The sequence below is a fragment of the Mesorhizobium sp. B2-4-14 genome (assembly GCF_006442155.1).
Taxonomy (GTDB): domain Bacteria; phylum Pseudomonadota; class Alphaproteobacteria; order Rhizobiales; family Rhizobiaceae; genus Mesorhizobium.
On record NZ_VFVA01000026.1, the window covers coordinates 1 to 25,999 of the forward strand.

General features: G+C 61.6%; 27 protein-coding genes, 1 tRNA gene and 1 pseudogene. 17 read left to right on the forward strand and 12 right to left on the reverse strand.

Translation table 11 applies throughout. The features are described 5' to 3' along the window. Positions 1-204: 204 nt before the first annotated feature. Positions 205-336 carry a hypothetical protein gene (locus tag FJ938_RS30320; protein WP_281409105.1) on the reverse strand — a complete coding sequence of 44 codons (132 nt, stop codon included), beginning with the start codon at positions 334-336 and terminating at the stop codon, positions 205-207. Positions 337-611: 275 nt separating this feature from the next. Here FJ938_RS30320 and FJ938_RS20815 point away from each other — a divergent pair, with 275 nt between their 5' ends. Continuing rightward, positions 612-848: a hypothetical protein gene (locus FJ938_RS20815; protein WP_140696937.1), complete on the forward strand. Its 237-nt coding sequence runs from the start codon at positions 612-614 to the stop codon at positions 846-848. A 154-nt stretch (positions 849-1,002) separates the two neighbouring features. Here FJ938_RS20815 and FJ938_RS20820 read toward each other — a convergent pair whose 3' ends face one another. From FJ938_RS20820 to FJ938_RS20830, 3 genes are all read right to left on the reverse strand, one after another. Beyond that, entirely contained in the window at positions 1,003-1,395 is a 393-nt protein-coding gene (locus tag FJ938_RS20820; protein WP_140696939.1) for a hypothetical protein, read from the reverse strand. Between the two features lie 60 nt (positions 1,396-1,455). Next, positions 1,456-2,280 (reverse strand): hypothetical protein, encoded by an 825-nt coding sequence (locus FJ938_RS20825; RefSeq protein WP_140696941.1) that lies wholly within the window; start codon positions 2,278-2,280, stop codon positions 1,456-1,458. Between the two features lie 71 nt (positions 2,281-2,351). Next, the gene (locus FJ938_RS20830; RefSeq protein WP_140696943.1) at positions 2,352-2,585 is read right to left on the reverse strand and encodes a helix-turn-helix transcriptional regulator; all 234 of its coding nucleotides are present in this window, start codon (positions 2,583-2,585) and stop codon (positions 2,352-2,354) included. Between the two features lie 91 nt (positions 2,586-2,676). Here FJ938_RS20830 and FJ938_RS20835 point away from each other — a divergent pair, with 91 nt between their 5' ends. Both FJ938_RS20835 and FJ938_RS20840 read left to right on the forward strand, forming a co-directional pair. Continuing rightward, positions 2,677-2,904 carry a hypothetical protein gene (locus FJ938_RS20835; protein WP_140696945.1) on the forward strand — a complete coding sequence of 76 codons (228 nt, stop codon included), beginning with the start codon at positions 2,677-2,679 and terminating at the stop codon, positions 2,902-2,904. Between the two features lie 80 nt (positions 2,905-2,984). Then, positions 2,985-3,176: a hypothetical protein gene (locus FJ938_RS20840; RefSeq protein ID WP_140696947.1), complete on the forward strand. Its 192-nt coding sequence runs from the start codon at positions 2,985-2,987 to the stop codon at positions 3,174-3,176. A 1,027-nt stretch (positions 3,177-4,203) separates the two neighbouring features. On the opposite strand, the gene FJ938_RS20845 is transcribed toward FJ938_RS20840, so the two are convergent. From FJ938_RS20845 to phaC, 4 genes are all read right to left on the reverse strand, one after another. Next, a complete protein-coding gene (locus FJ938_RS20845) occupies positions 4,204-4,761 on the reverse strand; it encodes a hypothetical protein (RefSeq protein WP_140696950.1) in 558 nt (185 codons plus the stop codon). 157 nt (positions 4,762-4,918) lie between these two features. After that, positions 4,919-4,993, reverse strand: a tRNA-Glu gene (locus FJ938_RS20850). Between the two features lie 248 nt (positions 4,994-5,241). Beyond that, entirely contained in the window at positions 5,242-6,486 is a 1,245-nt protein-coding gene (locus FJ938_RS20855; protein WP_140696953.1) for a YcbK family protein, read from the reverse strand. 213 nt (positions 6,487-6,699) lie between these two features. Then, positions 6,700-8,535 (reverse strand): class I poly(R)-hydroxyalkanoic acid synthase, encoded by a 1,836-nt coding sequence (gene phaC / locus FJ938_RS20860; protein ID WP_140696956.1) that lies wholly within the window; start codon positions 8,533-8,535, stop codon positions 6,700-6,702. 98 nt (positions 8,536-8,633) lie between these two features. On the opposite strand from phaC, the gene FJ938_RS20865 reads away from it, so the two are divergent. From FJ938_RS20865 to recJ, 7 genes are all read left to right on the forward strand, one after another. Beyond that, positions 8,634-9,026, forward strand: a complete 393-nt coding sequence (locus FJ938_RS20865; RefSeq protein WP_140610157.1) for a hypothetical protein — start codon at positions 8,634-8,636, stop codon at positions 9,024-9,026. A gap of 60 nt (positions 9,027-9,086) precedes the next feature. Then, on the forward strand, positions 9,087-10,304 hold the full coding sequence (locus FJ938_RS20870; protein WP_140610156.1) for an LL-diaminopimelate aminotransferase: 1,218 nt from the start codon (positions 9,087-9,089) through the stop codon (positions 10,302-10,304). Positions 10,305-10,346: 42 nt separating this feature from the next. Further along, a complete protein-coding gene (locus tag FJ938_RS20875) occupies positions 10,347-11,660 on the forward strand; it encodes a homoserine dehydrogenase (protein ID WP_140610155.1) in 1,314 nt (437 codons plus the stop codon). Positions 11,661-11,776: 116 nt separating this feature from the next. After that, a complete protein-coding gene (locus FJ938_RS20880) occupies positions 11,777-12,133 on the forward strand; it encodes a hypothetical protein (protein WP_140610154.1) in 357 nt (118 codons plus the stop codon). 66 nt (positions 12,134-12,199) lie between these two features. Continuing rightward, entirely contained in the window at positions 12,200-12,367 is a 168-nt protein-coding gene (locus FJ938_RS20885; RefSeq protein WP_140610153.1) for a Thivi_2564 family membrane protein, read from the forward strand. Positions 12,368-12,557: 190 nt separating this feature from the next. Then, positions 12,558-13,541 (forward strand): class II fructose-bisphosphatase, encoded by a 984-nt coding sequence (glpX, locus tag FJ938_RS20890; protein ID WP_140610152.1) that lies wholly within the window; start codon positions 12,558-12,560, stop codon positions 13,539-13,541. A 210-nt stretch (positions 13,542-13,751) separates the two neighbouring features. Next, complete coding sequence (gene recJ, locus FJ938_RS20895; RefSeq protein ID WP_140610151.1) at positions 13,752-15,533, forward strand: single-stranded-DNA-specific exonuclease RecJ; 1,782 nt, start codon at positions 13,752-13,754, stop codon at positions 15,531-15,533. A gap of 137 nt (positions 15,534-15,670) precedes the next feature. Here the strand turns inward: recJ and FJ938_RS20900 are convergent, their stop codons facing one another. The 3 genes from FJ938_RS20900 to folE form a co-directional block, all read right to left on the reverse strand. Beyond that, a complete protein-coding gene (locus FJ938_RS20900) occupies positions 15,671-16,645 on the reverse strand; it encodes a patatin family protein (protein WP_181165610.1) in 975 nt (324 codons plus the stop codon). Between the two features lie 87 nt (positions 16,646-16,732). Continuing rightward, on the reverse strand, positions 16,733-17,188 hold the full coding sequence (gene hisI / locus FJ938_RS20905; protein WP_140610180.1) for a phosphoribosyl-AMP cyclohydrolase: 456 nt from the start codon (positions 17,186-17,188) through the stop codon (positions 16,733-16,735). A 90-nt stretch (positions 17,189-17,278) separates the two neighbouring features. Next, positions 17,279-17,914 carry a GTP cyclohydrolase I FolE gene (gene folE / locus FJ938_RS20910; RefSeq protein ID WP_140610150.1) on the reverse strand — a complete coding sequence of 212 codons (636 nt, stop codon included), beginning with the start codon at positions 17,912-17,914 and terminating at the stop codon, positions 17,279-17,281. A gap of 240 nt (positions 17,915-18,154) precedes the next feature. On the opposite strand from folE, the gene FJ938_RS20915 reads away from it, so the two are divergent. The 5 genes from FJ938_RS20915 (at position 18,155) to FJ938_RS20935 (ending at position 23,591) form a co-directional block, all read left to right on the forward strand. Beyond that, complete coding sequence (locus tag FJ938_RS20915; protein WP_140610149.1) at positions 18,155-18,601, forward strand: iron-sulfur cluster assembly scaffold protein; 447 nt, start codon at positions 18,155-18,157, stop codon at positions 18,599-18,601. A 247-nt stretch (positions 18,602-18,848) separates the two neighbouring features. Beyond that, positions 18,849-19,226 (forward strand): membrane protein insertion efficiency factor YidD, encoded by a 378-nt coding sequence (gene yidD / locus FJ938_RS20920; protein WP_140610148.1) that lies wholly within the window; start codon positions 18,849-18,851, stop codon positions 19,224-19,226. Between the two features lie 396 nt (positions 19,227-19,622). Next, on the forward strand, positions 19,623-20,441 hold the full coding sequence (blaOXA, locus tag FJ938_RS20925) for a class D beta-lactamase (RefSeq protein WP_140610147.1): 819 nt from the start codon (positions 19,623-19,625) through the stop codon (positions 20,439-20,441). A gap of 149 nt (positions 20,442-20,590) precedes the next feature. Then, positions 20,591-22,567, forward strand: coding sequence for a threonine--tRNA ligase (thrS, locus tag FJ938_RS20930; RefSeq protein WP_140696959.1), 1,977 nt, complete (start codon positions 20,591-20,593; stop codon positions 22,565-22,567). Positions 22,568-22,652: 85 nt separating this feature from the next. Beyond that, positions 22,653-23,591, forward strand: coding sequence for a GNAT family N-acetyltransferase (locus FJ938_RS20935; RefSeq protein WP_140610145.1), 939 nt, complete (start codon positions 22,653-22,655; stop codon positions 23,589-23,591). A gap of 80 nt (positions 23,592-23,671) precedes the next feature. Here FJ938_RS20935 and FJ938_RS20940 read toward each other — a convergent pair whose 3' ends face one another. Continuing rightward, positions 23,672-24,634, reverse strand: coding sequence for a hypothetical protein (locus FJ938_RS20940; protein ID WP_140696962.1), 963 nt, complete (start codon positions 24,632-24,634; stop codon positions 23,672-23,674). A gap of 154 nt (positions 24,635-24,788) precedes the next feature. Here FJ938_RS20940 and FJ938_RS20945 point away from each other — a divergent pair, with 154 nt between their 5' ends. After that, positions 24,789-25,373 (forward strand): nitroreductase, encoded by a 585-nt coding sequence (locus FJ938_RS20945; RefSeq protein ID WP_140696965.1) that lies wholly within the window; start codon positions 24,789-24,791, stop codon positions 25,371-25,373. After that, positions 25,374-25,983, forward strand: a pseudogene (locus FJ938_RS20950) (flavin reductase family protein). The last annotated feature ends 16 nt before the right edge of the window (positions 25,984-25,999 follow it).

Sequence of the window (25,999 nt, forward strand, 5' to 3'; positions counted from 1 at the left end):
ACGACGCTGTTGAGGGCGCGCTCGCGAGCGGCTTCGCTGCCGCCGAGCTACACCACCTCAAGGGACACGACCAACTTTGCCGTTGCCATGACAGACAGAACATCTGAATTTTCGAAAATCGCCCAAGCACGCTCTCCCCCAGACGCGTTAATTAGCGTCGGCTAAAGTCTGTTGCAAGCAAGGTGCGAGGCCTTAACCGTCGTTTCAAACGAGGCCCGACGTTTGGATCAGGCGGGCAACTCGCATACCGAGGCGAATGGTGAATTCCCCTTGATTGGCGGCGAAGTCCCAGCCGAAAAATCCCGCCCAGCCAAAAAGCAGAATGGAGAAGCGCATGCGCCATTCTAAACTCGGCGCATTGAACAAACGTTAAGGTGTGGATTGGGAAACCGCGTAGCTGCGACAGAGTGACCGACGCCCTTCCTTTTTTGTGGGAAATTGCCTGATTAGGCGCCGGCCCGGCGGCCCGCCTCTAGGACCACCGCATATTCAGCATGGCTAAGATACCTCTTTTGGACATGGTGTGATCGCGTAAGGGCTTGCCAGTCGTGTCGAGACGAGGAATATAATCCTTTCGTTGCGGCGACGACTTCAAAAAGCGGAGATCGCCAATGGCCAGAAGCAAACCATCCAAACACCTTTCGGAGGCTGAAATTGAGCGCTTTCTAGCGGCGGCCGAGGCGCTGCATCTGAGCATCGTGAAGCCGTTCATTTCGCCGCAATGTGAGCACTACCGTGCAACACGACAGCTGCACGAAGCGCTGTTGAAAGCGGTGCGGGAAGTGACGAGGAAGGAAGTCGAGTTCATCAAATGGAACACCACCGGCTCGGTGCGCGAACCCTTATGACATCAACCTGCTACAGCGTGACCTATGGCGAGTCCCAAGCCAGTCGCGAAGCCCAGGACCAAGTTCGCTGCCATCTTCAGGGCAAACGCGCTGTAGCGGCTCCAGCGAGCCCGGAGCTTTTCGCGCACCACGCCATCTAGAGAGCGGGACCATCTCACATCTGAGTGTTTGCAAACCCGCCCAGCAGCCGGCCCACAAACTCACCGATCTCTGCTCGGATTTTTGGTGACGACGGCTTTGCCAAGGACGACTCGATCTTTTCGCCTTTCGACGTCGGGGATTCGAGGCCCAAGATTTTCAAACCGACGGCAGTGAGCTGAACCTTCGGAAAGGCGCCGGCACTGAGCACCGGACTGCCCCACAAACGTACTACGCCCTCGCTCTCAAGCCATCGAACGAGATCAGCGAAAACGCGGGGACCAAGGGGGCTTCCGTCGATCTTGTCGGGACTGAGCATCACCCCTGCTAGGCCATGCTTGGACAGAAATGCCAAGATGTCCGCTATGGCGCGACGATGCTCGTCTAGGGTTGAAAGCTCTTCGGTCATTTGCTCGCCTCTCTACCGAATGTCGAGCTTCGTTGAAAGTCTAGCCATCAAGTATCCCCTTTAGGCGCGGAACTGGGAAATCAAAATCGCTTGGATATCGTCTAGGCCATGCGCTCGGATACTGCGGTTGCCGTCATCGGTCGCGTCCGACTGGTAGAAGATCACGCCCGTCAGAAAACGTTGCACCTTGTCGAATTCTCCGTCGGGTGCAGTTATCACCCAAAGACCGCCGCCGCTGACGCCGCCATATGTTGTCGGATGTCGATCGGTTTCCACCTGGACGTTCACGATCGTGAACCCGCCGATCGTCGATTTTGCCACCTCAGAGCAATGACCTGCCATCGCAGTAAAGCTGGTGCGCTTCGGAGACCCGTCGGCGCCGGCCGGAATCTCAATCCTGGATTCGCCAACAACGCCGGTGGCGTAATATTCCCAAGCAAGTTTGTTCGACGTCATGCCTCTAATCTCGCGCCGTTTCTCAAGGTCGTAGAAAGCGCAGCCACGAGCTCTAATCGTGCTCAAAGCATCTCGATCATGAATTTGCAGAAACCCGAAGTCTGGCATGACCTCTCCCGGCCCCCATCCAGGCGGATAGAATTTCTCGGTCAACTGCGCGTCAATCTTTGCCTGTTGAACGCTATCCTGACGTGTGAAGGTCAGGAAGCCGAGCAGCCCGGACGTTGGAATTTCATCGAGCACATGGGCTGCAGTGAGCACGCCGAAAATGTCGCCCGGCAACCTTACAAGTGTTCCAGAGCCGAGTGACACCGGATCCGTAGGATTGCCGTTGCTGTCTCTGATTGAGAAGAAGCCGATCAACGAAGCGGTGGCCAAAATCGCCAACGGATCACCAGAAGCGTCTGGCATGCTGAAAGGCTCGTTCATTTCGCTTTATCCCGCCCAAAGAGTAGCAATGCAACGCAAGCTTCGCTCCCGCAAGGGAACGCTTGACGATTTCAGGCCTTGCGCAGCCTCACGCCAGCGCCGCCGCCGTTCTCCGGAATGAACTCGACGCCGGCCGCAATCAGCGTCTCCTCGATTCGTGCGAGTGTCGTCGCGTAGGGCACTCGCTTCCCAGCTTCGAAGTCGGCGACCGTCGCCCGACCGACGTCGGCCTTCTCGGCAAGGTCTTGTTGCGACCAGCCTATGAGACCCCGAGCCGCCCTTAACTGCCCAACCGTTATCGCCATTCGCTCAACTTCATGCAAATTGTATTGACTTAGAAAGCAAGTCATTTAATTTGCATGACGTTACACCAACGTAGCTCAAGGAGCAACCACAATGCCGAACACCCATGTTCCGGCGGCCGGCGAAGCTATGCCCGCTGCCGAGAAGACCGGATTTTTCGACCTAGAGCCGCTGGTTTGTGATGCGGTCAACATGCTCGACGTTCTCCTGGACATGATGGAGCGCGACTTCGCCACCACAGGGCCAGTCGACATCGACCGGGCGAAGCTGATCGCCTGTTCTTCGTGGTCAGCCAGGCGGCATTGCTCGCAGCCAACCTGAAGCGCGCGTATTACGAGGCGCTGAAAGATGGCGGTGCAGCATGAACGCGCCCGTCAAGCTTCTAAAGCCCTATGGGATGCATGACCGCCGCCGTCGCGCTGATTGGCGCCTTCGCGCTTGGCTTCGTCATCGGCGACAGGCGCGGCGTGAAGCAGGCGAACGCGATCCTCGACGCCAACAACCGGGCGCTCTTGGAAGCCATGCGGGAAGACCGTAGCGGGTTTCCGTCGGACGATCCTGGAGACGAGACGGCGCGGCCGACGCGGCACTGATCATTCCGCAGGCGAAAAGACAGGCCCGGTGGCTTCGGCTTCCGGGCCTTTTTGCTTTCTGACAACTTAAAGTCTAGCTTTCTTGGCGGTCGGGTGGGGGTCGTTACTGATGGCAAACGATACGGTCGACGTGGAGAAACAACATCGCGACGCGAACCATGCGCTATTCATGGTCTTTGTCGAATGCTGTCAGATCGTCCTGGATTCCGATGCGGAGCCCGGGGCTATAGTCGCAGCGTCGCCCGCAACATCCAGACCTCCGGCAAGACAGCGATGGCCAACAAGGAAATAGCGGAATGTGCCTATCGCCTTGCACTAGGTCTGCGCGACTGGAAACATCCGAACGCGGTCCCTCTCAAACGCGTCGTGACGCAGATCATGCTAGCCGACAGGGGGAAGCGCAATTAAGTCTCTAATCACCACAGACCGACATGGGCACCGCCTCGGCTATAGATGAACAGGTGGCTTTAGTTGCCTCCGAAGCATTTCAGTTCAACCTCGTTCCTAAAATCCTCAACCGCCTTACCTTGCATTTCTAGCGTGCTGTATCTTGGATACTTGTACGCCGCTATCACCGCATCTCTGCTGCCCCCAGGTGCGTTCGCCGACATCTCTATCTGTTTGCTCAACGGCATCCCCATTTGCCGAGCGCGCATCACGACGGAAGCCCAAGAGCCTTTAAGCCTGCAAAGCTGGTCCGGTGTCGGTGTCTTCTTTGCCGCGAGCGCTGATGTCGGAAGCAAGATGGCCAGCGCAATAAACACCCTGAGCACTAGCGACGCTCCTGTCCGAAGTGGAGATATAGGAGCCCGGCGCAGAGCAGGAGCCCAATTCCATAAACGACGATCGAAAAACCTGAAACGACCCAAACAAGCACCCGCTGTTTGTAGGTCATTTCGTTGTACCACGACTGCATGCGAATCCCCCGAAAGACACCTTTCACGTAGCTGCCATTTCCAGCCAAGTCCTACAACCAAATTTGAGAAGAGGTGTTGCCCCGCTGCGAAGATGACCATGGCGGGCTTTTTCATTGGGATAGCAATCCAAAATCAGTAATAGTGCAATCGGAAATGTTCAGCGAGCCCGTCGCGTAGCCAACATTGTAGCCGCCGAATCCGTTTTTCGCGCGATATTCCATGAGAACGGTACGATGCCCGCTCTTGTCCGGCTCAGATGTCTTTGTCGTTGAGTGCTGAAAGGAGTCGGGATCGCGAAGCCTCTCCGTGACCAAGCGGACTAGCTCGCGGCTTGAGCCGTCCCATCCGCTGAAGCACTGAGAACCATCCTTCGGCTCTTCTCGCGCCGCGATGTCGGTGTGACCACCTTCTTTCGAGCAAGTTCTCAGCAGTGCAAAGGCTGCGACTGCGATCAGTATCCAACCCGCAATTTTCTTTGCAGCGTCATGCTCCGACATACGATTCGGTCGAGACGAGACGGCTGACGGCTGACCGGACGCGATGCCGTATCGCTCCCTTAGAAGTCCCCGCGCGGCCTCGAAATCAGGTTGCTCTATATCGCCCCGTGCTCGCATGGCAGCGAGTTCGGCCATTGCCTTGCTGAAATTAGGATCTTCCCCCACAGGCACGCGATCCCCCGATCGACGCCAGTTTATTAGCGTTTTCTTTTTTAGCCAAGGCGCTTCGGGCTGTGTTCGTGCGATGCCGTTCGCAATCGTCCGCAGACGTATATTCGGTGCTTATTCGACTAGTTCAGGGGAGGCGTCGCTAAGTGCTTGAAATCTTTGGTACGCCCAAGGGGAATCGAACCCCTGTTACCGCCGTGAAAGGGCGGTGTCCTGACCGCTAGACGATGGGCGCGCTCAGATGAAAGCGGCTTATACTGACGTTGCACGCAACCGGCAACCCGTCTGTGGCCGCTCGCGACAACTTTTTTCCGACCTGTCGAAGCGATCGATTTGCGCGGCCTTGACACCAGTTTCCGGCCGCTGCCCAACAAGACGACCGCGTTGATTTGCGAACTCTTTCAGACGATTGCGAGCCACTTCGACATTGGATCGCCCTGCAACACCAGATTCTGCTTGGTGTCCGGCTGGCCCACTTCGAAATCAGCCCTCGTCACCGCCGCTGCGCCTCCGGCAGCGCCAGTTCCAGTCGCGCTCGGGACCGACATCGACGTGAACCGATTCGGTGTGGCAGTAGGTGCCGACGCCGCCACGGCCGGGCATCGTCCTGATATAGCTCGCCAACTCCCATTTGGACACGCCGGGGACCTGGATGTCGGCGGCGGCGCAATACATGTGCAGCGAGTTCTTGGCGCCGTTGGCGCGACGGTTGCGGGCAGGGTCGCGATAGCCCGAGGTGACGACCATCTTGCGGCCGTAATGGCCTTCGATCGTCTTCAGTACCCGCACCAGAGACGGCTTCAGGCAGGCCACATCGACGCTTTCGTTCTGCCTCAGCAGCCCGTTGGGCGCCAGGCGCGCCATGCCGGCGGCGGACGCAACCTGATAGGAGCCGCCTTCGTCCTCGTTGAGGTCGACGTCGCTTTCATCGTCGAGGCCGGATTTGCGCTTGATCTCGAACAGGGCCGTCTGGCGCACGCCAGGCAGGGCGTCGCTCCCCGTGATGTGACCGGCTTCATCACCGGTCGAAGCCAACTGTATCGGCTTTGCCGTGGAATCGGCCGAGGCCAAAGTGATGATCGGCTTTGCCGCCGCCGGCGCTGGTTTGGCCTGCGCGGCCGGCTGTTCGCCCGATCGCGTGTTGACCAGCGGAGCAGGCGTCGCCGAGGCAGGCGTGGCGCCAAACATCGAGGCCAGGAAGCCTCTTTTCTTCGGCGGCTCGGCTTGCGGCATTTCACCCGCGGTCAAATAAACCGGATTGTTCATCACCGGCGCCGCGGCGGCCTTTGCCGCCGTCACGGCGGCATCGGCGGCGGCGATCTTCTGCGCGACCGCGTCGGTCTGCTGCGCCGTCTGCGCCGGCTGCTGCAAGGCCTGTGGCGTTTGTCCCGCGATCGTTTGAGCGCCGGCCGGCGTTATCAGCGGAAAGGCGGCTTCGGGCTTGGTCATCGGCACGTAGGCGACCGTTTCGGGCAGCGCCGTGTCACCTTCGCTCATCACGGTCGTTTGCGTGGCCGTCATCTGCGATGACGAATCGGCGGTGGCGACCGGCTTACCGGTGGTTGCCGCGTGGATGTCCGAAGAGGAGGTATTGTAGCCAGGCATCACGACCGACATTGTCGGGTCGCCGGCCGATGTGCAGGAGGCCAGGAGCACGGAGCAGAGCGCTGCCACGACGGCGCGGCGTTCTCCCTTTGCGAGGCTCCATCCTGCTGATTTCAAAGTCAATTCCCCCTCGATGTCCGGTCGGTTTGTCCTTGGCGCAACGCCTGGGCATCGGCGTCAAGGCAACCTTTGTCTCCGATCCGGAAACGAGACCTGTGTCAAATCAGCAAGCCTGGAAGTATTTTTGCAGTAATCGCCTAATTACGGCCGCTTGATGGTTGACGACCATTTCGCCCGCTTTTGACGGTCCGTCAACTCACCACACATTACAGTCCGTTACACACGCACCTTGACATAGGTGCCGGGAGCATCGCCCAAGGTTTTCATATGCTTGCCGGGTTTGCGGGCAGGCACGCGGGTGTTGTCCTTGGCCTCTATCCAGCTCTGCCAATGCGGCCACCAGGATCCGGGATGCTCGGTTGCGTTGGCTATCCATTGGGCGAAGTCACCAGTCGGCGCACCGCTGGTCCAGTACTGGTATTTGTTGGATGCGGGCGGATTGACGACGCCGGCGATATGGCCCGATCCCGCCATCACATACTCGACCTCGCCGCCGAAAAATTTCGAGCCGAGGAAGACGGACAGCGCCGGCGCGATGTGATCTTCCCTGGAGGCGAGGTTGTAGATCGGAATGGTGACATCGCCGAGCGAGACCGTGTGCCCCGCCAGTTCCATCGTGCCGCGCGACAGGTTGTTCTCGAGATAGCAATTGCGCAGGTAGAAGGAGTGGTTGGCCGCCGCCATGCGGGTCGAATCGGCGTTCCAGTAGAGCAGGTCGAAGGGCAGGGGTTCCTTGCCGCGCATGTAGTTGTTGACGAAATAGGGCCAGATCAGGTCGCCGGACCGCAGCATGTTGAAGGCGGTCGCCATCTTGGTGCCGTCGAGATAGCCCTTTTCATTCATCGATTTTTCCACCGCCGCGACCTGTTCCTCGTCAACGAACACTTTCAGGTCGCCGGCATAGGTGAAGTCGACTTGCGTGGTGAAAAAGGTCGCCGACTTGATGCGGTCGTCGCCTTCCTTGGCCATCAGCGCCAATGCCGCCGCCAGCAGCGTGCCGCCGACGCAGTAGCCGATCGCGTTGACGTCCCGTTCGCCTATGGCTTTCTCGATCGTGTCGAGGCCGTATTGCAATCCTTCCCTGATGTAGGCTTCCCAGTTCTTGGCACCGTGACGCTCGTCCGGATTGATCCAGGAAATGACGAAGACGGTATGGCCCTGCTCGATTGCCCAGCGGATGAAGGATTTCTGCGCGTTGAGGTCGAGTATGTAGAACTTGTTGATCCACGGCGGGCAGATCAGCAGCGGGCGTTTCAGCACCGTCTCGGTTGCCGCCTCATACTGGATGATCTCCGCGACATCGCTGCGGCCGACGACCTTGCCGGGCGTGGTGGCGATGTTCTTGCCGATCTCGAAGGGAGAATAATCGGCCTGGCGCAGCTTCAGGTCGCCCTTGCCAGCGGCGATGTCCTCGGCCAGCATCTTCATGCCGCGCACCAGGTTCTCGCCGTTGGAGGCCACGGTTTCGCGAAACAGTTCCGGGTTGGTCAGAATGAAATTCGACGGCGAGATGGCGTTGGACACCTGCTTGACGTAGAAGCTCGCCTTGTGGCGGGTGTGCTCGTCCAGACCTTCGGCGTGCTCGACCAATTCGGACGCCCAGCGCGAGGTGACGAGATAGGCCTGCTTGAGGAAATCGAAGAAGGCGTTGCGGCCCCATTCCGGATCCTGGAACCGCTTGTCGCCGCGCTCCGGCTTGACGGCATCGTCGGGACCTTCGGCGTTGGGGTTGACGCGCTGGATGGCGTTCGCCCATACGGTCATATAGCCGGCGAACAGCCGCGTCTGCGCTTCGAGCGCGCGCTGCGGGTCGGCAAGCCAGTATTCGCTGAGCTTGGAGAACGTCTTGACCATGTCGACAACCGGTTCGGCGACGTGATCGCGCACTTCGCCGCGTTCGCGCGGCTCGGCCCAAGCGGACGCCGCCTTGCCGGCCTGCTCGACCATCCGCGCCATATTCAACGCGAAGCGCTCCGGATCCTTCACCAGATATTGCTCGACGGTCGAAGGCTCGTCATCTTCCGCTTGGCCCGAATCGGGTGTCTTGGACATGGTTCGCGGGGTTCCTCCCGAAGCGTTTTCTTGACATATTAACATGGGACATCCGGCAGGGTCCAATCTCGCTCTACCCCGGCTGCCAAGGAAACAATATGACGATTAATATTGGCGAGACTGTTTTTTTTGGTGCCGCACGCTTTTGCCGCATCGGCACGGCGGTGATCCTGCTGGGGGTTGCTGGGTGTTCGAGCACGAATACCAGCGGTCCGGTGCCGATGGCCGAGGATGCGGGCCCGAAGGATACCGGCACCTTTCCGAATCTGAACATCCCACCGAAAGTGGCGAACAAACAGTTCACCGAAGCCGAGAGGAATGCGAAACTCGCCGAACTGAAGGCCGACGAGAATGCACAAGCGCCCAAAGGGGGCGCCCCAAAGGTCACCAATCAGGCGACGCTGACGGATCTGGCCAAGCAGCATGGCCCTCAGACGCTGAAGCAGATCGAAGGCAAATGCGACCCCGCCCTCGACCCTACCTGCAAATGAGTATATAGCGCGCGCCCAACGCCCCCGAGTGTCTGGGCTCTTTCGATGTCTGGAACCGCCATGGAAGAATTTCACAAGGTCCGCCGCCTTCCGCCCTATGTTTTCGAGCAGGTCAACCGGCTCAAGGCCAGCGCCCGTTCGCGCGGCGCCGATATCATCGACCTCGGCATGGGCAATCCGGACCTGCCGACGCCCAAGGCCATCGTCGACAAATTGTGCGAAGTGGTGCGCGATCCGCGCACGCATCGCTATTCCTCCTCGCGCGGCATTCCGGGACTGCGCCGGGCCCAAGCGGCCTACTATCAGCGCCGCTTCGGCGTGAAGCTCGACCCCGACACGCAGGTGGTGGCCACGCTTGGCTCGAAGGAAGGCTTCGCCAACATGGCGCAGGCGATCACCGCGCCCGGCGACGTCATCCTGTGCCCCAATCCGACCTATCCGATCCATGCCTTCGGCTTCATCATGTCGGGCGGCGTCATCCGTTCGCTGCAGGTCGAGCCCGATGACGGCTTCATTCCGGCGGTCGAGCGGGGTATCCGCCATTCGATCCCGAAGCCGCTGGCGCTGATCCTCAACTATCCGTCGAACCCGACCGCGCTGGTCGCTTCGCTCGATTTCTACAAGGACGTGGTGGCATTCGCGAAAAAGAACGACATCATCATCCTGTCCGACCTCGCCTATTCGGAGATCTATTTCGACGGCAATCCGCCGCCTTCGGTGCTGCAGGTGCCGGGCGCCATCGATATCTGCGTCGAGTTCACCTCGATGTCGAAGACCTTCTCCATGCCTGGCTGGCGCATGGGCTTTGCCGTCGGCAACGAGCGGCTGATCTCGGCGCTGACCCGGGTGAAGTCCTATCTCGATTACGGCGCGTTCACGCCGATCCAGGTGGCGGCCGCACATGCGCTCAACGGCGACGGCGCCGACATCGCGGAGGTGCGTGAGGTCTACCACAAGCGCCGCGACGTGATGGTCGATGCCTTCGGCCGCGCCGGCTGGACCATTCCCGCCCCTGCGGCCTCGATGTTCGCCTGGGCGCCGATCCCCGAACCTTTCCGTCATCTCGGCTCGCTCGAATTCTCCAAGCTGCTCATCGAACACGCCGACGTGGCCGTGGCGCCCGGTGTCGGCTTCGGCGAACATGGCGACGATTTCGTACGCGTGGCGCTGGTGGAGAACGAGCACCGGATTCGACAGGCGGCGCGCAATATCAAGCGCTTCCTGTCGACCAGCGCCAAGCAGCCCAACAATGTGGTGCCGCTGTCCGCCCACCGGTAAGCCGTAAACAATTTCGATCTGACTTGAGGGACATCGCCTGCTATGGCTGAAGCACTGCGTGTTGGAATTGCCGGACTTGGCACGGTCGGTGCGTCGGTGGCGCGCGTGCTGCGCGACAAGGCAGCGGAACTGACCCGGCAATGCGGGCGCGACATCACCGTCACCGCGGTGTCGGCGCGCGACCGGAAGCGCGACCGCGGCGTCGATCTCTGTTCGGCGACATGGTTCGAAGACCCGGTCAAGATGGCGCAGACCGCCGACATCGACGTGTTCGTCGAGCTGATCGGTGGCGATGAGGGGCCGGCGCGCTCGTCGGTGAAGGCGGCGCTCGAAGCCGGCCGTCACGTCGTCACCGCCAACAAGGCGCTGCTCGCCAAACATGGCGTGGCGCTTGCCGAAATCGCCGAGAAGAAGGGTGTGCTGCTCAACTATGAGGCGGCGGTGGCAGGCGGCATTCCTGTCATCAAGGCGATGCGCGAGGCGATGGCCGGCAATTCGGTCACCCGCGTGTTCGGCATCCTCAACGGCACCTGCAACTATATCCTGACGCGCATGGAGGCCGAAGGCATCTCGTTCGACGCCTGCCTGAAGGACGCACAGCGGCTCGGCTACGCCGAAGCCGATCCGACCTTCGACATCGAGGGCCACGACACCGCGCACAAGCTGTCGATCCTGACCAGCCTTGCCTTCGGCACGAAGATCGCCGCCAACGACATCTACATGGAAGGCATTTCCAACATCACCCAGGCCGATATCCGGGCGGCGGGCGATCTCGGCTACCGGATCAAGCTGCTCGGCGTCGCGCAGCGCACCGAAAGCGGCATCGAGCAGCGCGTCCACCCGACCATGGTGCCGACTGCCTCCGTCATCGCGCAGGTGCATGGCGTCACCAATGCGGTGGCGATCGAGACCGACATCCTCGGCGAACTGTTGCTTTCAGGTCCCGGCGCTGGTGGCAATGCCACCGCCTCGGCCGTCATCGGCGACGTCGCCGACATCGCCAAGAGCCGCCCAGGCTTCCAGCACGGCCCTGTCTTCGGCCGGCCGGCGAAGGAGCTGAAACCCTACAAGAAAGCGCAGATGCGCAGCCATGAGGGCGGCTACTTCATCCGGCTGACCGTCCATGACCGCATCGGTGTGTTTGCCGCCATCGCCAAGCGCATGGCCGACAACGATATTTCTCTGGAATCGATCGTCCAGCATGCGGTCAGCGGCGAGGCGGCGGCGCAGAAGACGGTCATCCTCGTGACCCACGAGACCACCGAGGCCGCCGTTCGCAAGGCCGTCGACGGCATCACCAAGGACGGCCACCTGACCGACAAGCCGCAGGTCATCCGCATCGAGCGGGCAGGGTAGCGCCCGGGCGCCGTTGGGCGGGGCCTCGCCGGCGTCACTTCGCAGATAGCCGTGATCGGCCGGAACGAAACCGCGCCGGCGCCGTTCTCTTGGTCAACAACCAAGGGAGCCGTTTGATGGCCGACACCAACAAGTCCGACAGCCCGAACATCGACGACATCCAGAAGACGCTGGAAAAGCAGATTGCCGAACTGCGCAAGGAGATCACCAAGATCAACGAGAGCATTTCGGCGCGCGGCGCGGAAATGCTGAACGATGCCAGCGAGCAGGCTTCGGACTTCTACGATACGGCCGCGACCCGTGCGTCGCGAACAGCACAGCAGTTGCGCAGCCAGGCCCAGGCGGTTTCAGACGTCGCACGCGAAAACCCGGGCACGACGACCGCTGTTGTCGGCATGATCGGGCTGCTCGGCTTTCTGGCCGGGCTTGCTGTTGGCCAGTCGATGAACGACACGTCGCGCCGCTGGTATTGACCAACACCGAGCCGATGTCGCCGGCTCGGTTTCCGATTTCAGGAATTGATTTCAAGGAGGGGCACCATGGCGTCATCCGTGTTGATCGGCATACTGATCACGTTCCTGGTCATCATTCTGGTCCTCTATCTGGTTCAGCGCCTGCCGCTCGATGCCAGGATGAGACAGATCGTCCAGATTATCGTCATCATCATCGGCATCGTTTCGCTGCTCAGATATCTCGCGGTTTTCTAAGCGGCAATTCGCGTTTCAGGCTGCGCCGGTTCCTCGGGAACAGGCCAGCATCGTTTTAAGAATGCGGTTTAATCGATTGATATCGCAGGCCTTTCGATAAAACTCCCGGCAGGTCTTGCCGTTGTCATGCTCGTTTGACAAAACAGGCGCGCCTCCGGCGGGAGGTGGCATGCAAACGAGGATTTCCCCAATGAATGTGGCCCAGAACATCGTCGCCGGTCTTGACCGGATTCTCACCATGGAGTTGGTGCGCGTCACCGAACGGGCCGCGGTCGCGGCTGCAAGGCTGCGTGGCCGCGGCGACGAGAAGGCCGCCGACCAGGTCGCCGTCGATGCCATGCGCCAGGAACTCAACCGCCTCGCCATCAAGGGCACTGTAGTGATCGGGGAAGGCGAGCGGGATGAGGCGCCGATGCTGTACATCGGCGAGGAGGTCGGCACCGGCAAAGGCCCGGCGGTCGATATCGCGCTCGATCCGCTCGAAGGCACGACGATCTGCGCCAAGAACCTGCCGAACGCGCTCGCCGTCATCGCCATTGCCGAGAAGGGCAGCCTTCTATTTGCCCCTGACGTCTACATGGACAAGATCGCCATTGGCCCGGGCTATGCGGAAGGCGTCATCGACATCGATGCCTCGCCGGCCGAGAACATCGCCAGCCTGGCCAGGGCCAAGGGCGTCACGGTGTCTGACATCACGGCCTGTATCCTCGACCGGCCGCGCCACGCCAGGCTGATCGACGCCGTGCGCGCCACGGGAGCCGCGATCCGGCTGATCGGCGATGGCGATGTCGCCGGCGTCATCCACACCACCGATCCCGATGAGACCGGCATCGATATCTATCTCGGCACCGGCGGTGCGCCGGAAGGCGTGCTGGCGGCCGCCGCACTGCGCTGCACCGGCGGCCAGATGCAGGGCCGGCTGATCCTCGATACGCCGGAGAAAATCGCACGTGCCGCCAAGATGGGCATTTCGAATCCGAAGCGGGTCTACCGGGCGGAGGACATGGCGCGCGGCGATGTGCTGTTCGCGGCCACCGGCGTCACCGACGGCAACATGCTGGCGGGGGTCAAGTTCGGCCGCACCTACATCACCACCCATACGATCGTGCTGCGCTCGTCATCGCGGACCGTACGGGAGATCAAGGCCCGGCATCAGGATCTGGATAAGTTCTAGATCCGCTTGCGAAGCCGCATCGCAGTTGTTAGCCATTCGGTTGCTGCTGACGGTGGCGAGTGGTGCGGTCGGCCAATGATTTCGGTGCGCGGCTGAAAGGCGGAAAGCGTAGTTCTTCTTGAGATCTCCCGCGACGGCGTACGATCCTGAACCGCTTGGCTTCGCCCGCCTTTGGCCTATCCTGCGGCCAATCATGAGTCGGCAAAGCGCATGACGGGCGAAAGGCGCCTTTTCCTCGATGTCAGGCAGTCGGCTACCGGTCTTTCCTGGGAGCACCGGCTGACCGAACGGCAGGACATGATCGCGCTTGCCATCGCGCAGGGTCATGGCGTGCCCGATATCGTCGCGCGCGTCCTGGCCGGGCGTGGCGTGACAGCAGAGCAGACCGAGCGGTTCCTTGATCCGACGATCCGCGACCTGTTGCCCGATCCGGCCTCGCTGACCGACATGGACAGAGCCGCCATCCGCATCGCGGCCGCGGTGATGGCGCGGGAAAAGGTCGCGATCTTCGGCGATTACGATGTCGATGGCGCCGCCTCGTCGGCCTTGCTGAAGCGGTTCCTGACGCATTTCTCCGTGCCGTCGGAAATCTATATCCCGGATCGTATCTTCGAGGGCTATGGTCCCAATCCCGAGGCCATGCGCGAACTCGTCTCGCGTGGCGCGACGCTGATCGTCACCGTCGATTGCGGCACCAACAGTGCCGTTTCTGTCGATGCGGCCAATGCGGCCGGCGCCGATGTCGTGGTGCTCGACCACCATCAGGTCGGCGGCGCCTTGCCGGCCGCAATTGCGGTCGTCAATCCGAACCGCGACGACGACCTTTCCGGGCAGGGCCATCTCTGTGCCGCGGGCGTGGTCTTCCTGGCCCTGGTGCAGACGGCAAGGGTGCTGCGCGGCCTGACCGACGCCACCCTGCCGGATCTGCTTTCGCTGCTCGATCTCGTCGCGCTTGCCACCGTCTGCGACGTGGTGCCGCTCACCGGCGTCAACCGCGCTTTCGTCGTCAAGGGACTGCAAGTGGCGCGCCAGCAGAAAAATGAAGGGCTGGCCGCATTGGCACGGGTTTCGCGGATCGGCGAACCGGTCAGTACATTCCATTTGGCCTACCTGATCGGCCCTCGCATCAATGCCGGCGGCCGCATCGGCGACGCGGCGCTCGGCAGCCGCCTGCTTGCGACAGACGACCCGGTCGAGGCGCGGACCATTGCCGAAACGCTCGACCGACTGAACCAGGAGCGACAGCTGATGGAGCAGGAGATGCTGGCCGCGGCGCGCGCCGAGGCCGACGCCGAGCTTGCGGGAGGAAGCGGGCCGGCGATCGTCGTCACCGCCAGCAACAACTGGCATCCCGGCATCGTCGGCCTGCTTGCCTCGCGGCTGAAGGATCATGCGCGCCGGCCAGCCTTCGCCATCGCTTTCAACGCCAACGGCACCGGTACCGGGTCGGGCCGTTCGGTTTCGGGATTCGATCTTGGGAGATTGGTTCGCGAAGCCGCCGACGCCGGGCTGATCGTCAAGGGCGGCGGCCATGGCATGGCGGCCGGCATCACCGTTGAGCGTGTCAGGCTTGGCGAACTCAGGGCTTTTTTCGAGGAACGGGCGGCAGCCGACGTGTTTCGGCTGCAGGACGAGGAAAGCCTTGCGATCGACGGCGCGCTTGCGGCGGAAGGTGCGACGCTCAGCCTGCTCGAAGCGCTGGAAAGTGCGGGGCCTTTCGGCGCCGGGCATGTCGCGCCGGTTTTCGCGCTGCCGCGCCATCGATTGGCCGATGCCAGGCCGGTCGGCACCAATCATATCCGCGCGGAGCTGCAGTCGGAAAGTGGCGGACGCCTCCAGGCGATCGCCTTTCGCGCCGTCGACACGGCACTTGGCGAATTCCTGTTCAAGAACCGAGGCAAGACAATCCACGTCGCCGGATCGCTGTCGGGCAATTACTGGAACGGCAGCCGCACGGTGCAATTTCGCATTGTCGACGCGGCGCGGGCCTAACCCCTGAGCCGCGGTACTCAGCTGGGCAGCGCATAGCGGAGCAGCGTCACCTGCGCAGACCAGCATAATCAATTGGGGCGGGCGCGGCATCGCTCCGTCAATTGAATGGCACAGCAGGCTTCTGAAGGGGGATAGCTCTAGGCCAGAACCGACTGCAGCCGGGTCAGTTCGCCGATCTGCGCCATGGTCGCCTGGTAGCCGAGCTGGATCGCCTCGTCGGCGCGATGAAATTCGGTGAGGCCGATATGGCTGAGTTTCGGCTGCAGCGACATATCGGGCGGATCGCCGGCAAGCCTGGCGCGCGAGATGCGGTCCTGGATGATGTTGAAGGCCTCGACCATGACACCGGTGATACCGAGGCGCGTCTGATGCGACTGGTGGTCCGGATCCAAGTGGCCGGCGCGGGGGGCGTCCTTCTCGACAACCAGCTCGCCGGCGCTGTGCTTTATCACCGCAGCACGGCCGAACAGGTCGTAATGGAGGTTGACCGCCACGACCAGAGGCTGCTCATAGGCGCGGCAGACCGATACCGGCACGGGATTGACCAACGCTCCGTCGACCAGCACTCGGCCGTTGCAATTCACCGGCTCGAACACGCCAGGCAGTGCATAGGATGCGCGCATGGCCGTGATCAGCGAACCGCTCGACAGCCAGATTTCGTGGCCGGTGCGGATTTCCGATGTGACACAGACGAATGGCTTGGGCAGGTCTTCGAAGCGAACGCCCGCCACATGCTCGCGCAGACGCGCATCCAGTTTCATGCCGCCGAAGAGGCCGCTGCCGCGCAGATTGAGATCGAGCAGGCCGAAGATGCGCCGCCTGGTAAGGCTGCGGGCGAACTCTTCCAACTCATCCAGTTTGCCGGCGAGATAACAGCCCCCGACCAGCGCGCCGATCGAGGTGCCGGCGATCATCGAGACTTCGATGCCCGCCTCATCGAGCGCGCGCAGCACGCCGATATGGGCCCAGCCCCTGGCGCAGCCACCGCCGAGGGCCAGAGAAATTCCTGTTTTCTTGGGAGATTTCGTTTCGGATGCGCCGCCGGGAGAGGACAGGCCATTGGCCTCCCTGACATCTGGTCTGTTACGCAATGACGCCCACTCGAGCATCATGATCTCCCTTGTCCCAAGGCTAATATACGGACGGGCCGTATCGAAATGATGAATCTGTGTGGTTGGTATGAGGCAGAAGGTTCAAGCTCAGGTCTTTCGATACGTGGTTTGCGCATCGAACAGCGGTTTGCTGCCATCGTCGGCAAGCGTCCCCTTGCCGTCGACCAGCCCCACCGTCCGATAAAAGCATGAACGCCGGCCGGTGTGACAGGTTGCGTCGTGGCCCAACACTTTCACGCGGAGCCACAATGCATCCTGGTCGCAGTCGGTGCGCATCTCGATGACATGCTGGAAATTGCCCGAGGTTTCGCCCTTTTTCCAAAGCGCATTGCGCGAGCGCGACCAGTAGTGGGCGACGCCACTCTCCAGGGTCAGCGCCAATGCCTGTGCGTTCATGTGTGCGACCATCAGCAGCATCCCGTCTTCGGCATCGGTGACGACGACGGTAACAAGGCCGGCAGTGTCGAAGCGCGGTGAAAACACCGCGCCTTCCTCCAGAGCCTTCTTGTCTGACGGAGCTTCGGGAAATTCCAGTGCCGACATCGCCGATGTATTTTCCTGTTTGACCATGATCTTATCCGAAAACCGGTTCCCACGTTTCGGGATCATGGTCTAGCGATATCGGCCTAGGCGTTATGCCCGGCCGCCACGCACCATGGTGACAAAACGAACCTGCTCCTCGGGCGTGTCCTTGAAGACGCCGGTGAAGGTGGAGGTGAGTGTGGTGGAGCCCTGCTTGCGGATGCCGCGCATGGCCATGCACATGTGCTCGGCCTCGATCATGACGGCGACGCCGCGAGGGTTGAGCACATCCTGGATAACGCCGGCGATCTGCGCGGTCAGCGCCTCCTGCGTCTGCAGGCGATGGGCAAAGATATCGACGACGCGCGCGATCTTCGACAGGCCGACGACCTTGCCATCCGGCAGATAGCCGACATGCGCCTTGCCGATAATCGGCACCATGTGGTGCTCGCAATGCGAATGGAACTGGATGTCCTTTACGATGACGAGATCATCATAACCGGCGACTTCCTCGAACGTGCGGCCGAGTTCCTCTGCCGGGCACATATCATAGCCACCGAACATCTCGCGGAAGGCCTTGGCCACGCGTTTGGGCGTGTCGATCAGCCCCTCGCGGTTCGGATTGTCGCCGGTCCAGCGCAGCAGGGTGCGAACGGCGGCCTCGACCTCGGCTTCGCTCGGCCGGTCGGTGACCGGCTTTTCCATGTAGGCGGACTGGGGCATGAGTTTCTTGATGACGGCATCCATAAAGGCGTCTCCCGTAGTTCCTCTCTCAGGAGGAACGAGTTGAACGGACCACGACCTTTCGGTGTCGGAAACTCGCCCCGTTTCCAGCCCCGTAAGCGGCGTGAACTTCCCGGCCAGGACAGCGGGCATGCGTCGCCTTGTCGTTACCGGACTGCCAGCATTATATAAGACCGTAGCGAGCGAAAGGAAGACGCGGCAGCGGCAATCGCTGTTCGCTTGGCGGCGACGGATTGGAAAATAATGATCAACGACGTCTACAACGCGAAAATTCTCGGTTTTGCCGGAAACATCGCCCGCATCGGCCGGCTCGATCATCCTGACGCAACCGCAAAGGCCCATTCCAAGCTTTGCGGTTCGACGGTTACCGTCGACCTCAAGATGGCGGACGGCGTGGTTACAGACTTCGCCCATGACGTGAAGGCCTGCGCACTTGGCCAGGCATCGTCCTCGATCATGGCGCAGCATGTCGTCGGCGCGAGTGCCGAGGAGTTGCGCGCGGTGCGCGATACGATGCTGAAGATGCTGAAGGAAAATGGCGAACCGCCGGAAGGGCGCTTCGCCGACCTCAAATATTTGGAGCCGGTGCGCGACTACAAGGCACGGCATGCCTCGACCATGCTGACCTTCGACGCTGTGGTCGACGCGATCGGTCAGATCGAAAAGAAGCGCGCCGAAGAAGCGGCTTGAGTTTGGAATGTCGCGGTATGGTGCACCAGCTTCGCGGCCGGACTGGCCGTGGGCTGCTATTTGCCTGGAGCCTTGCCGTCGCATTTGCGTCGAGCGGCGGACGAGCCTGTCAGCTCTGACCGGTGGACACCTCCGGTCGACAGACAGCCGTTTCGCCGCTCGCGCCCATGACAGGGTAGGGGCGGGGATTGCGTTCTCTTGTGGAAGCCCACATCTATCGCGTGGAAATGCGATACGGAGAACAGCGGTGGATCCGCATGGACATGGGGATAGCGCCGGACCGGCAAGGCATGGCCGCAACTGGCCCGGCCCGTGGCGCAAGACGCCGGGGCGCCTTTTCGGCACGTCTCTCGTGCGACTCTACCAATTGACGCTGTCCGGCTTCATCGGCAATTCCTGCCGGCATTTGCCGACCTGTTCCGAATATATGCATGAAGCCATCGCCCGCCACGGCCTGTGGGCCGGCGGCTGGATGGGATTTTTCCGCGTGCTGCGCTGCGGGCCATTCGGCACGCACGGCATCGACCTGGTGCCGGAAGTGCTGGCGGACCGTTATGTCTGGTTCATGCCTTGGCGCTATTGGCGGATCGGCAGAAAAGGCGGCAAAGCTAGCAGCAGAGGATAGTCCGGAAACGGGTGGCGACGCCTGCGGGCCGAGGTGACTCTGAGACCTCCAGGATATGAGGTTTGCCATGATGTCGCTGTTTCTTGCCATTCACATCCACGCTGCAAAACGGGGCGATGGATTGCTGCCCGAATTTCTCGGAGCAAGGCCGCAGCCCGGCGACCTGCCGAAAGCCATGAATGAAAACCCGACCAGCTCCGCTCCAGTCGTCAAAGGTGCTTCAAAACCTGATCCGCATCTGCGCAAGGACGTTCGAAAGCCGGTCATCCTTAGGCTGCGTTTACGATCCGGTAGGGTTAACGCGAACCTGCATAAAGACTGCGCATTTGAGACAAAATCGAGACAAGAGACCTCGTTAAGCCGCTTCCCAAACCCCCTTCTGGAGCGAGCAGAAAAATGCGTAATGTCGATCGGCTTCCTTTTATCCTGGCCGGAGTCCTCTTCCTGCTCGCCTGGCTGCTGGGGTTTCCGATGCGCGCGCAGTCGGCGCCGCTGGAGGATGTGCAATGCACGCTGATCGCCGACGCCGCGACGGGCAAGACGCTCTACCAGGACGGGGTATGCGACCAACGGTTCAGTCCCGCCTCGACGTTCAAGGTGCCGCTTTCGCTGATCGGCTATGATGCCGGGATCCTGAGCGATGAGCATACGCCAACCTGGAACTACAAGCCGGAATTCAATGCGGTGAAACGGGACCAGAAGGCCGTCGATCCGGCGATTTGGGAACGCGATTCGGTTCTCTGGTACTCGCGCGAGATCACGCGCCGGCTCGGCAACGAAAAGTTTGCCGGTTATGTCTCCAGGTTCAATTATGGCAACGGCGACGTTTCCGGCAATCCCGGCAAGGATGATGGGCTCACCCGTTCCTGGGTCAACTCCTCGCTGCAGATCACGCCGGTCGAACAGGTCGCCTTCCTGCGCCAGGTGCTCGCCGGCAAGATGCCGGTGTCGGCGAAGGCGCATGAAATGACACGCGCCATCATGCCGAGCTTCAAGGCTGGCGATTGGGCCGTTCAGGGCAAGACCGGCAGCACCCGGCTCGGCGAGGGTGGCAAGGGCAGGCGCTCGCTCGGCTGGTTTGTCGGCTGGGCGCAGAAAGACGGCCGTCAGGTCGTGTTCGCCCGGCTCGTCGTCGATGCCAAACGGACTGACATGCCGAAGGGGTTGGCGACACGGGCCGCATTCCTGAAGGACCTGCCGCAACTGATCCGGTGAGCCGGGCTTTACGGCGGCGGCATCTGCTCATAAAAGACTGCCGCCGCCGGACGCCTCCGGCTAACCTGATGCACGCCGCAGGCCCGAACCGCTGTCGACGTGCATTTTTACCACCCGCGCTCGTTTGCGGGACTGGATAGGAGATTTCAATGCTGAATTCCGTTTCCCTGACATTTCCCGATGGCTCCGTCCGCGAATACGACGCGGCGATGACCGGTGCCGGTCTCGCCGAATCGATCTCGAAGTCGCTGGTCAAGAAGGCGGTCGCCTATGCCATCGACGGCACCGTGCGCGACCTCAGCGATCCGCTCGGCAAGTCCGGCAAGGTTGAGATCATCACCCGTGACGACCCGCGCGCGCTGGAACTCATCCGTCACGATGCCGCGCACGTGCTGGCGGAAGCCGTGCAGGAGATATGGCCGGGAACGCAGGTGACCATCGGGCCGGTGATCGAGAACGGATTCTACTACGACTTCGCCCGCAATGAGCCGTTCACCCCGGACGATTTTCCGGTGATCGAGAAGAAGATGCGCGAGATCATCGCGCGCAACAAACCGTTCACCAAGGAAGTCTGGTCGCGCGAGAAGGCGAAGAAAGTCTTTGCCGAGAAGGGCGAGCGCTACAAGCTTGAACTGATCGATGCCATTCCCGAGGACCAGGACCTCAAGATCTATGCGCAGGGCGACTGGTTCGATCTCTGCCGTGGCCCGCACATGGCCTCGACCGGCCAGATCGGCAACGCCTTCAAGCTGATGAAGGTGGCCGGCGCCTATTGGCGCGGCGACTCGAACAACCCGATGCTGACGCGCATCTACGGCACGGCCTGGGCCGACCAGGCGCAGCTCGAAGCCTATCACACGATGCTGGAAGAAGCCGAGAAGCGCGACCATCGCAAGCTCGGCCGCGAGATGGACCTGTTCCATTTCCAGGAGGAGGGGCCAGGCGTAGTCTTCTGGCATGCCAAGGGCTGGAAGATGTTCCAGAACCTTGTCAACTACATGCGCCGCCGCCTCGACGAACAAGGCTACCAGGAGGTCAACGCGCCGCAGGTGCTCGACAAGAGCCTGTGGGAGACGTCAGGCCATTGGGGCTGGTATCGCGACGCCATGTTCAAGGTGACGGTTGCGGGCGACGACACCGATGACGACCGCATCTTCGCGCTGAAGCCAATGAATTGCCCGGGCCATGTGCAGATTTTCAAGCATGGGTTGAAGTCCTATCGCGATCTGCCCGTAAAGCTTGCGGAATTCGGCAATGTGCACCGTTATGAGCCGTCAGGCGCGTTGCACGGGCTGATGCGCGTGCGCGGCTTCACGCAAGATGATGCGCATATCTTCTGCACGGAGGAGCAACTGGCGTCGGAGTGCCTGCGCATCAACGACCTGATCCTGTCGACCTATGCGGATTTTGGTTTCGACGAAATCAGCGTGAAGCTGTCGACGCGGCCGGACAAGCGTGTCGGCACCGACGAAGCCTGGGACCATGCCGAGGCAATCATGGGCAGCGTGCTGGAGACGATCAGAACGAGGTCCGGCAACCGGATCAAGACCTCGATCAATCCGGGCGAGGGCGCTTTCTACGGGCCGAAGTTCGAATATGTGTTGAAGGATGCCATCGGCCGCGAATGGCAGTGCGGCACGACGCAGGTCGATTTCAACCTGCCTGAACGCTTTGGCGCCTTCTACATCGGCTCGGATTCGGAGAAGAAGCAGCCTGTCATGGTGCATCGCGCCATCTGCGGTTCGATGGAGCGCTTCCTCGGCATCCTGATCGAGAACTATTCCGGCCATTTCCCGCTGTGGTTCGCTCCGTTGCAGGTGGTGGTGGCAACGATCACGTCGGATGCCGACCAGTATGCGACCGAAGTGGTGGCAAAGCTCAAGGCCGCCGGCTTGTCTGCGGAAGCGGACCTGCGCAACGAGAAGATCAACTACAAAGTCCGCGAGCACAGCCTGGCCAAGGTGCCGGTCATCCTCGTCTGCGGCAAACGCGAAGCGGAAGAGCAGACGGTCAACATGCGCCGCCTGGGTTCGCGCGACCAGGAGTCGCTCGACCTTGCCCAGGCGATCGCACAACTGAGCGAAGAAGCCATCACACCCGATCGCCGGCGCAAGCGCGCTGCCTGAACGAAAACGGTTTCGATCCAAAGGCGGTGGAGCGATCCACCGCCATTTTCACATCCCTGTCACGCCGATCTAGTAACGAGCCCCTATGCTCAAGCTGAAATTGCGCCAACGACCCTTTCCCGAGCTTTCCTACGCCAATCCGCGCCAGCCGGCATTGGCGCGCTGGTTCATTCACTCCGTCGAAGGCCTTTCAGGCCGCGATCGTTTCGCGGTGCTCTATGATTTCTGGCGCCGCCAGGTGGTGCCGAGCGGCGAGCGGATCTTCAGCCGCATGCTCGAGCTGATCGACGTACGGATGCAAATAGCCGGCCAATGGCCGCCGAAGGACCTGCCCGAAACGCCGCTGGTGATCGTCGCCAATCATCCATTCGGCATCGGCGACGGCATCGCCGCGCTCTCGCTGGCCGAGCAGTTGGGGCGGCCGTTCCGGGTGATGATCCACAAGGATCTGCTCAAGATCCGCGAGATGGAACCCTATTCGCTGCCGATCGATTTTTCCGAAACCAAGGAAGCGTTGAAGAACAATCTGGCGGTGCGCCATGAGGCGGTGCGGCTGCTGAGGGAAGGCGTCACCATCGTCGTGTTTCCGGCCGGCGGCGTCGCCACTGCGCCGAAGGGTTTCGGCCGGGCAATCGACCTGCCATGGAAGATGTTCCCGGCCAAGCTGATCCAGGACGCCAAGGCCTCCGTGGTCCCGATGCATTTCTCCGGACAGAACGGCCGACTGTTCCACCTCGTCAGTGGCCCGATGAACATGGCCGAGCGCGACGGGCGCGTGGCAAAGTTCGTCGGCAAAACATCGCTGACTTTGCGCACGTCGCTGCTCATCCACGAATTCGCGCGGCTCTCCGGCCGGTCGATCGAGGTGCGTGTCGGCGATGTGCTGACCTGGAATGATCTGCAGTTCCTGCGCGACCGCAAGGCGCTGCTGGAGCGGCTCTATCGCGGCGTCTTCGACCTGGCGCCGCCTTTACCGCGCCGTCGGATTCCATTTTTGCCCGCACGGACCAAACTGGCCGCTTAGCAACGTTTCGCCTTGATATATCACTAATATATCATGCGGACGGCCGGATGGTCGCGGCCAGGCCGATTCCGGCGGACCCCCTAATCCGCGCCTTCCTCGGGATCCATCGCCGCGGCTTCGGTGGCCAGAACCTCGATCTCCTGGTTCTGCCCTCCCACGACCGTGAAATCCTTTTGATAAATACGGTCGCGGTTCTTGGCGATGATGGTGTAGTCGCCCTCGGCAAGCACCATCGAGGCGAAGGCGCCGACGGTCTCCTTGATCGGATCGCCGGATTCATTGAGCAGCGACCACGACGTATCGGCGATGGCTTCACCGCCGGCTTCGCGTACCAGCTTCATCGTGATTTCGGCGGCGTGATGCTCGACGGTGGCCTCGGTGAGCTTGCCGGCCTCGACGCGGATGTCGGAGCGGATGACCGCATTGACCGCACCATAGGTCGAGACGACGTGATAGATGCCGGCATTGAGCCGCACGACGCTGTTGGGCTCGACATCGGGAATGATCAGCGCGCGGTCGCCATTGGGTGCGGCATGGCCCTCGTAGATCGAGAAGCGCAGCTTCTTCGGCGGTATGCGCACGCCACCGGACAGAACCGCGTCGAGCTTCAGGCCGCCGGCATCGAGCACGAGGCTTTCCCGTTTGGCGTCCTTGCCGACCGTGATGCGTTTGGTGGCGCCGGCGCGGCCATAGGAGGCATGAACCAGGTAGCTGCCGGGCTCGAGCTGGAAGACGGCGTTGCCGCCATGGGCGGAAGCCACCATCGGCAATTTGCCATTGACGGCTTCAGGCTTGAAGACGCGCCAGACGAGGCCGCGGGTGATGTCGGCGCCCTTGTCGGTCAGCTGGGCGGAAAGCGTGATCGAGCCGCCGCCGCCCAGCGCGAGCGGCGTTTCGCTTTTGGGCGTCGCATAGCTCGAAATTCCGGGAAGTTTGAGGTCGCTTACGCCGTCCTTTTCCTGCGCAACGGCCATGGAGACCGGCAGCAAGAACAGCACGGCACAGAGCCGAAGCAGGAAAAGTCGCAGTCGCCCCTCAAACATGCCTTGCGTTGAAGCCCATGGCGGTGGCAATTTCAAGGCTTAAGAGTCCGATCCGCGACTCTTCAGTCCGGCGCTCGCGCGCCTTTGCCCGAGCCACCCGAATTCCCGATGGTGCGCTTCAGCTCAAAACAGAGTGTCCAGGAGACTTGCGCCCATGGCGTCGCCGATCATCGACTTCCTGCTGACCCGAAATTCAGCGCCGATTCCCGACCTCAAGGAGCCTGCGCCCAGCGACGCCGATATCGCGACGATGATCGCCGCCGCGACGCGCGTACCCGATCATGGCCGGCTGGAACCCTGGCGCTTCATCCTTTATCGCGGCGATGCTCGTGTCGAGATCGGCAGGAAGCTGGCGGAACTTGCCGAACAGCGGGAAGGGCCGCTGCCCGAGGGCCGCCGCAATCAGGAATTGGCGCGCTTCTCGCGCGCGCCGCTGGTGATCGGCGTGGTGTCGGTGCCGAAAGAGAATCCCAAAATACCGCAATGGGAGATGTTCCTGTCCGGCGGCATGGCGGCGATGAACCTGATGATATCAGCCAACGCGCTGGGCTACGGCACCAACATGATCAGCAACTGGTATTCCGATGTGCCGGAGGGCAGGGCGATCCTTGGATTGGCGCCGCAGGAGCGCGTCGTCGGTTTCATACATATCGGCTCTTATGCCGGGCCCGCGCCGGAGCGGCCGCGGCCTGACCCGGCAAAGCTCTACGCCGACTACACCGGGCCGTGGGCGGGCTGAATGTTCTACGAGCCGTCCAAGGGGCATGGGCTGCCGCACGATCCGTCGAAGGCGATCGTGGCGCCACGTCCGATCGGCTGGATATCGACGCTGAACAAGGCGGGCGAGATCAATCTCGCGCCGTACTCCTTCTTCAAACGCCATCTCGACGCGGCCCTTCATCGTCTGGTTCTCCTCGGAGGGCGAGAAGGACAGCGCCTCCTTCGCCGAGGAGACCGGTGAGTTCGTCGCCAACCTGGTCGGCCGCGATCTGGCGGAGAAGATGAATTACACGTCCGTCAATGCGCCGCGTGGCGTCAATGAGTTCGTCTATGCCGATCTCGCCATGGCGCCTTCGCGTCTCGTCAGGCCGCCACGTGTGGCGGTAGCGCCTGCCGCGCTCGAATGCCGGGTGACTGAGATCTTTCGCCCGAAGGCGCTGAATGGGGCGCCGACGAGCGCCGTCGTCGTCGCCGGCGAAGTGGTGGGCGTGCACATCGACGATGCTTTTCTGAAAGACGGCCTGTTCGACGTCACCAAGGCTGGCAACGTGGCTCGCCTCGGCTACATGGACTATGCCAGCGTCAACGAAATCTTTTCGATGCGCCGGCCGCGCTGGGGCAAGGAATAGATTCCAGGCTTTGGCA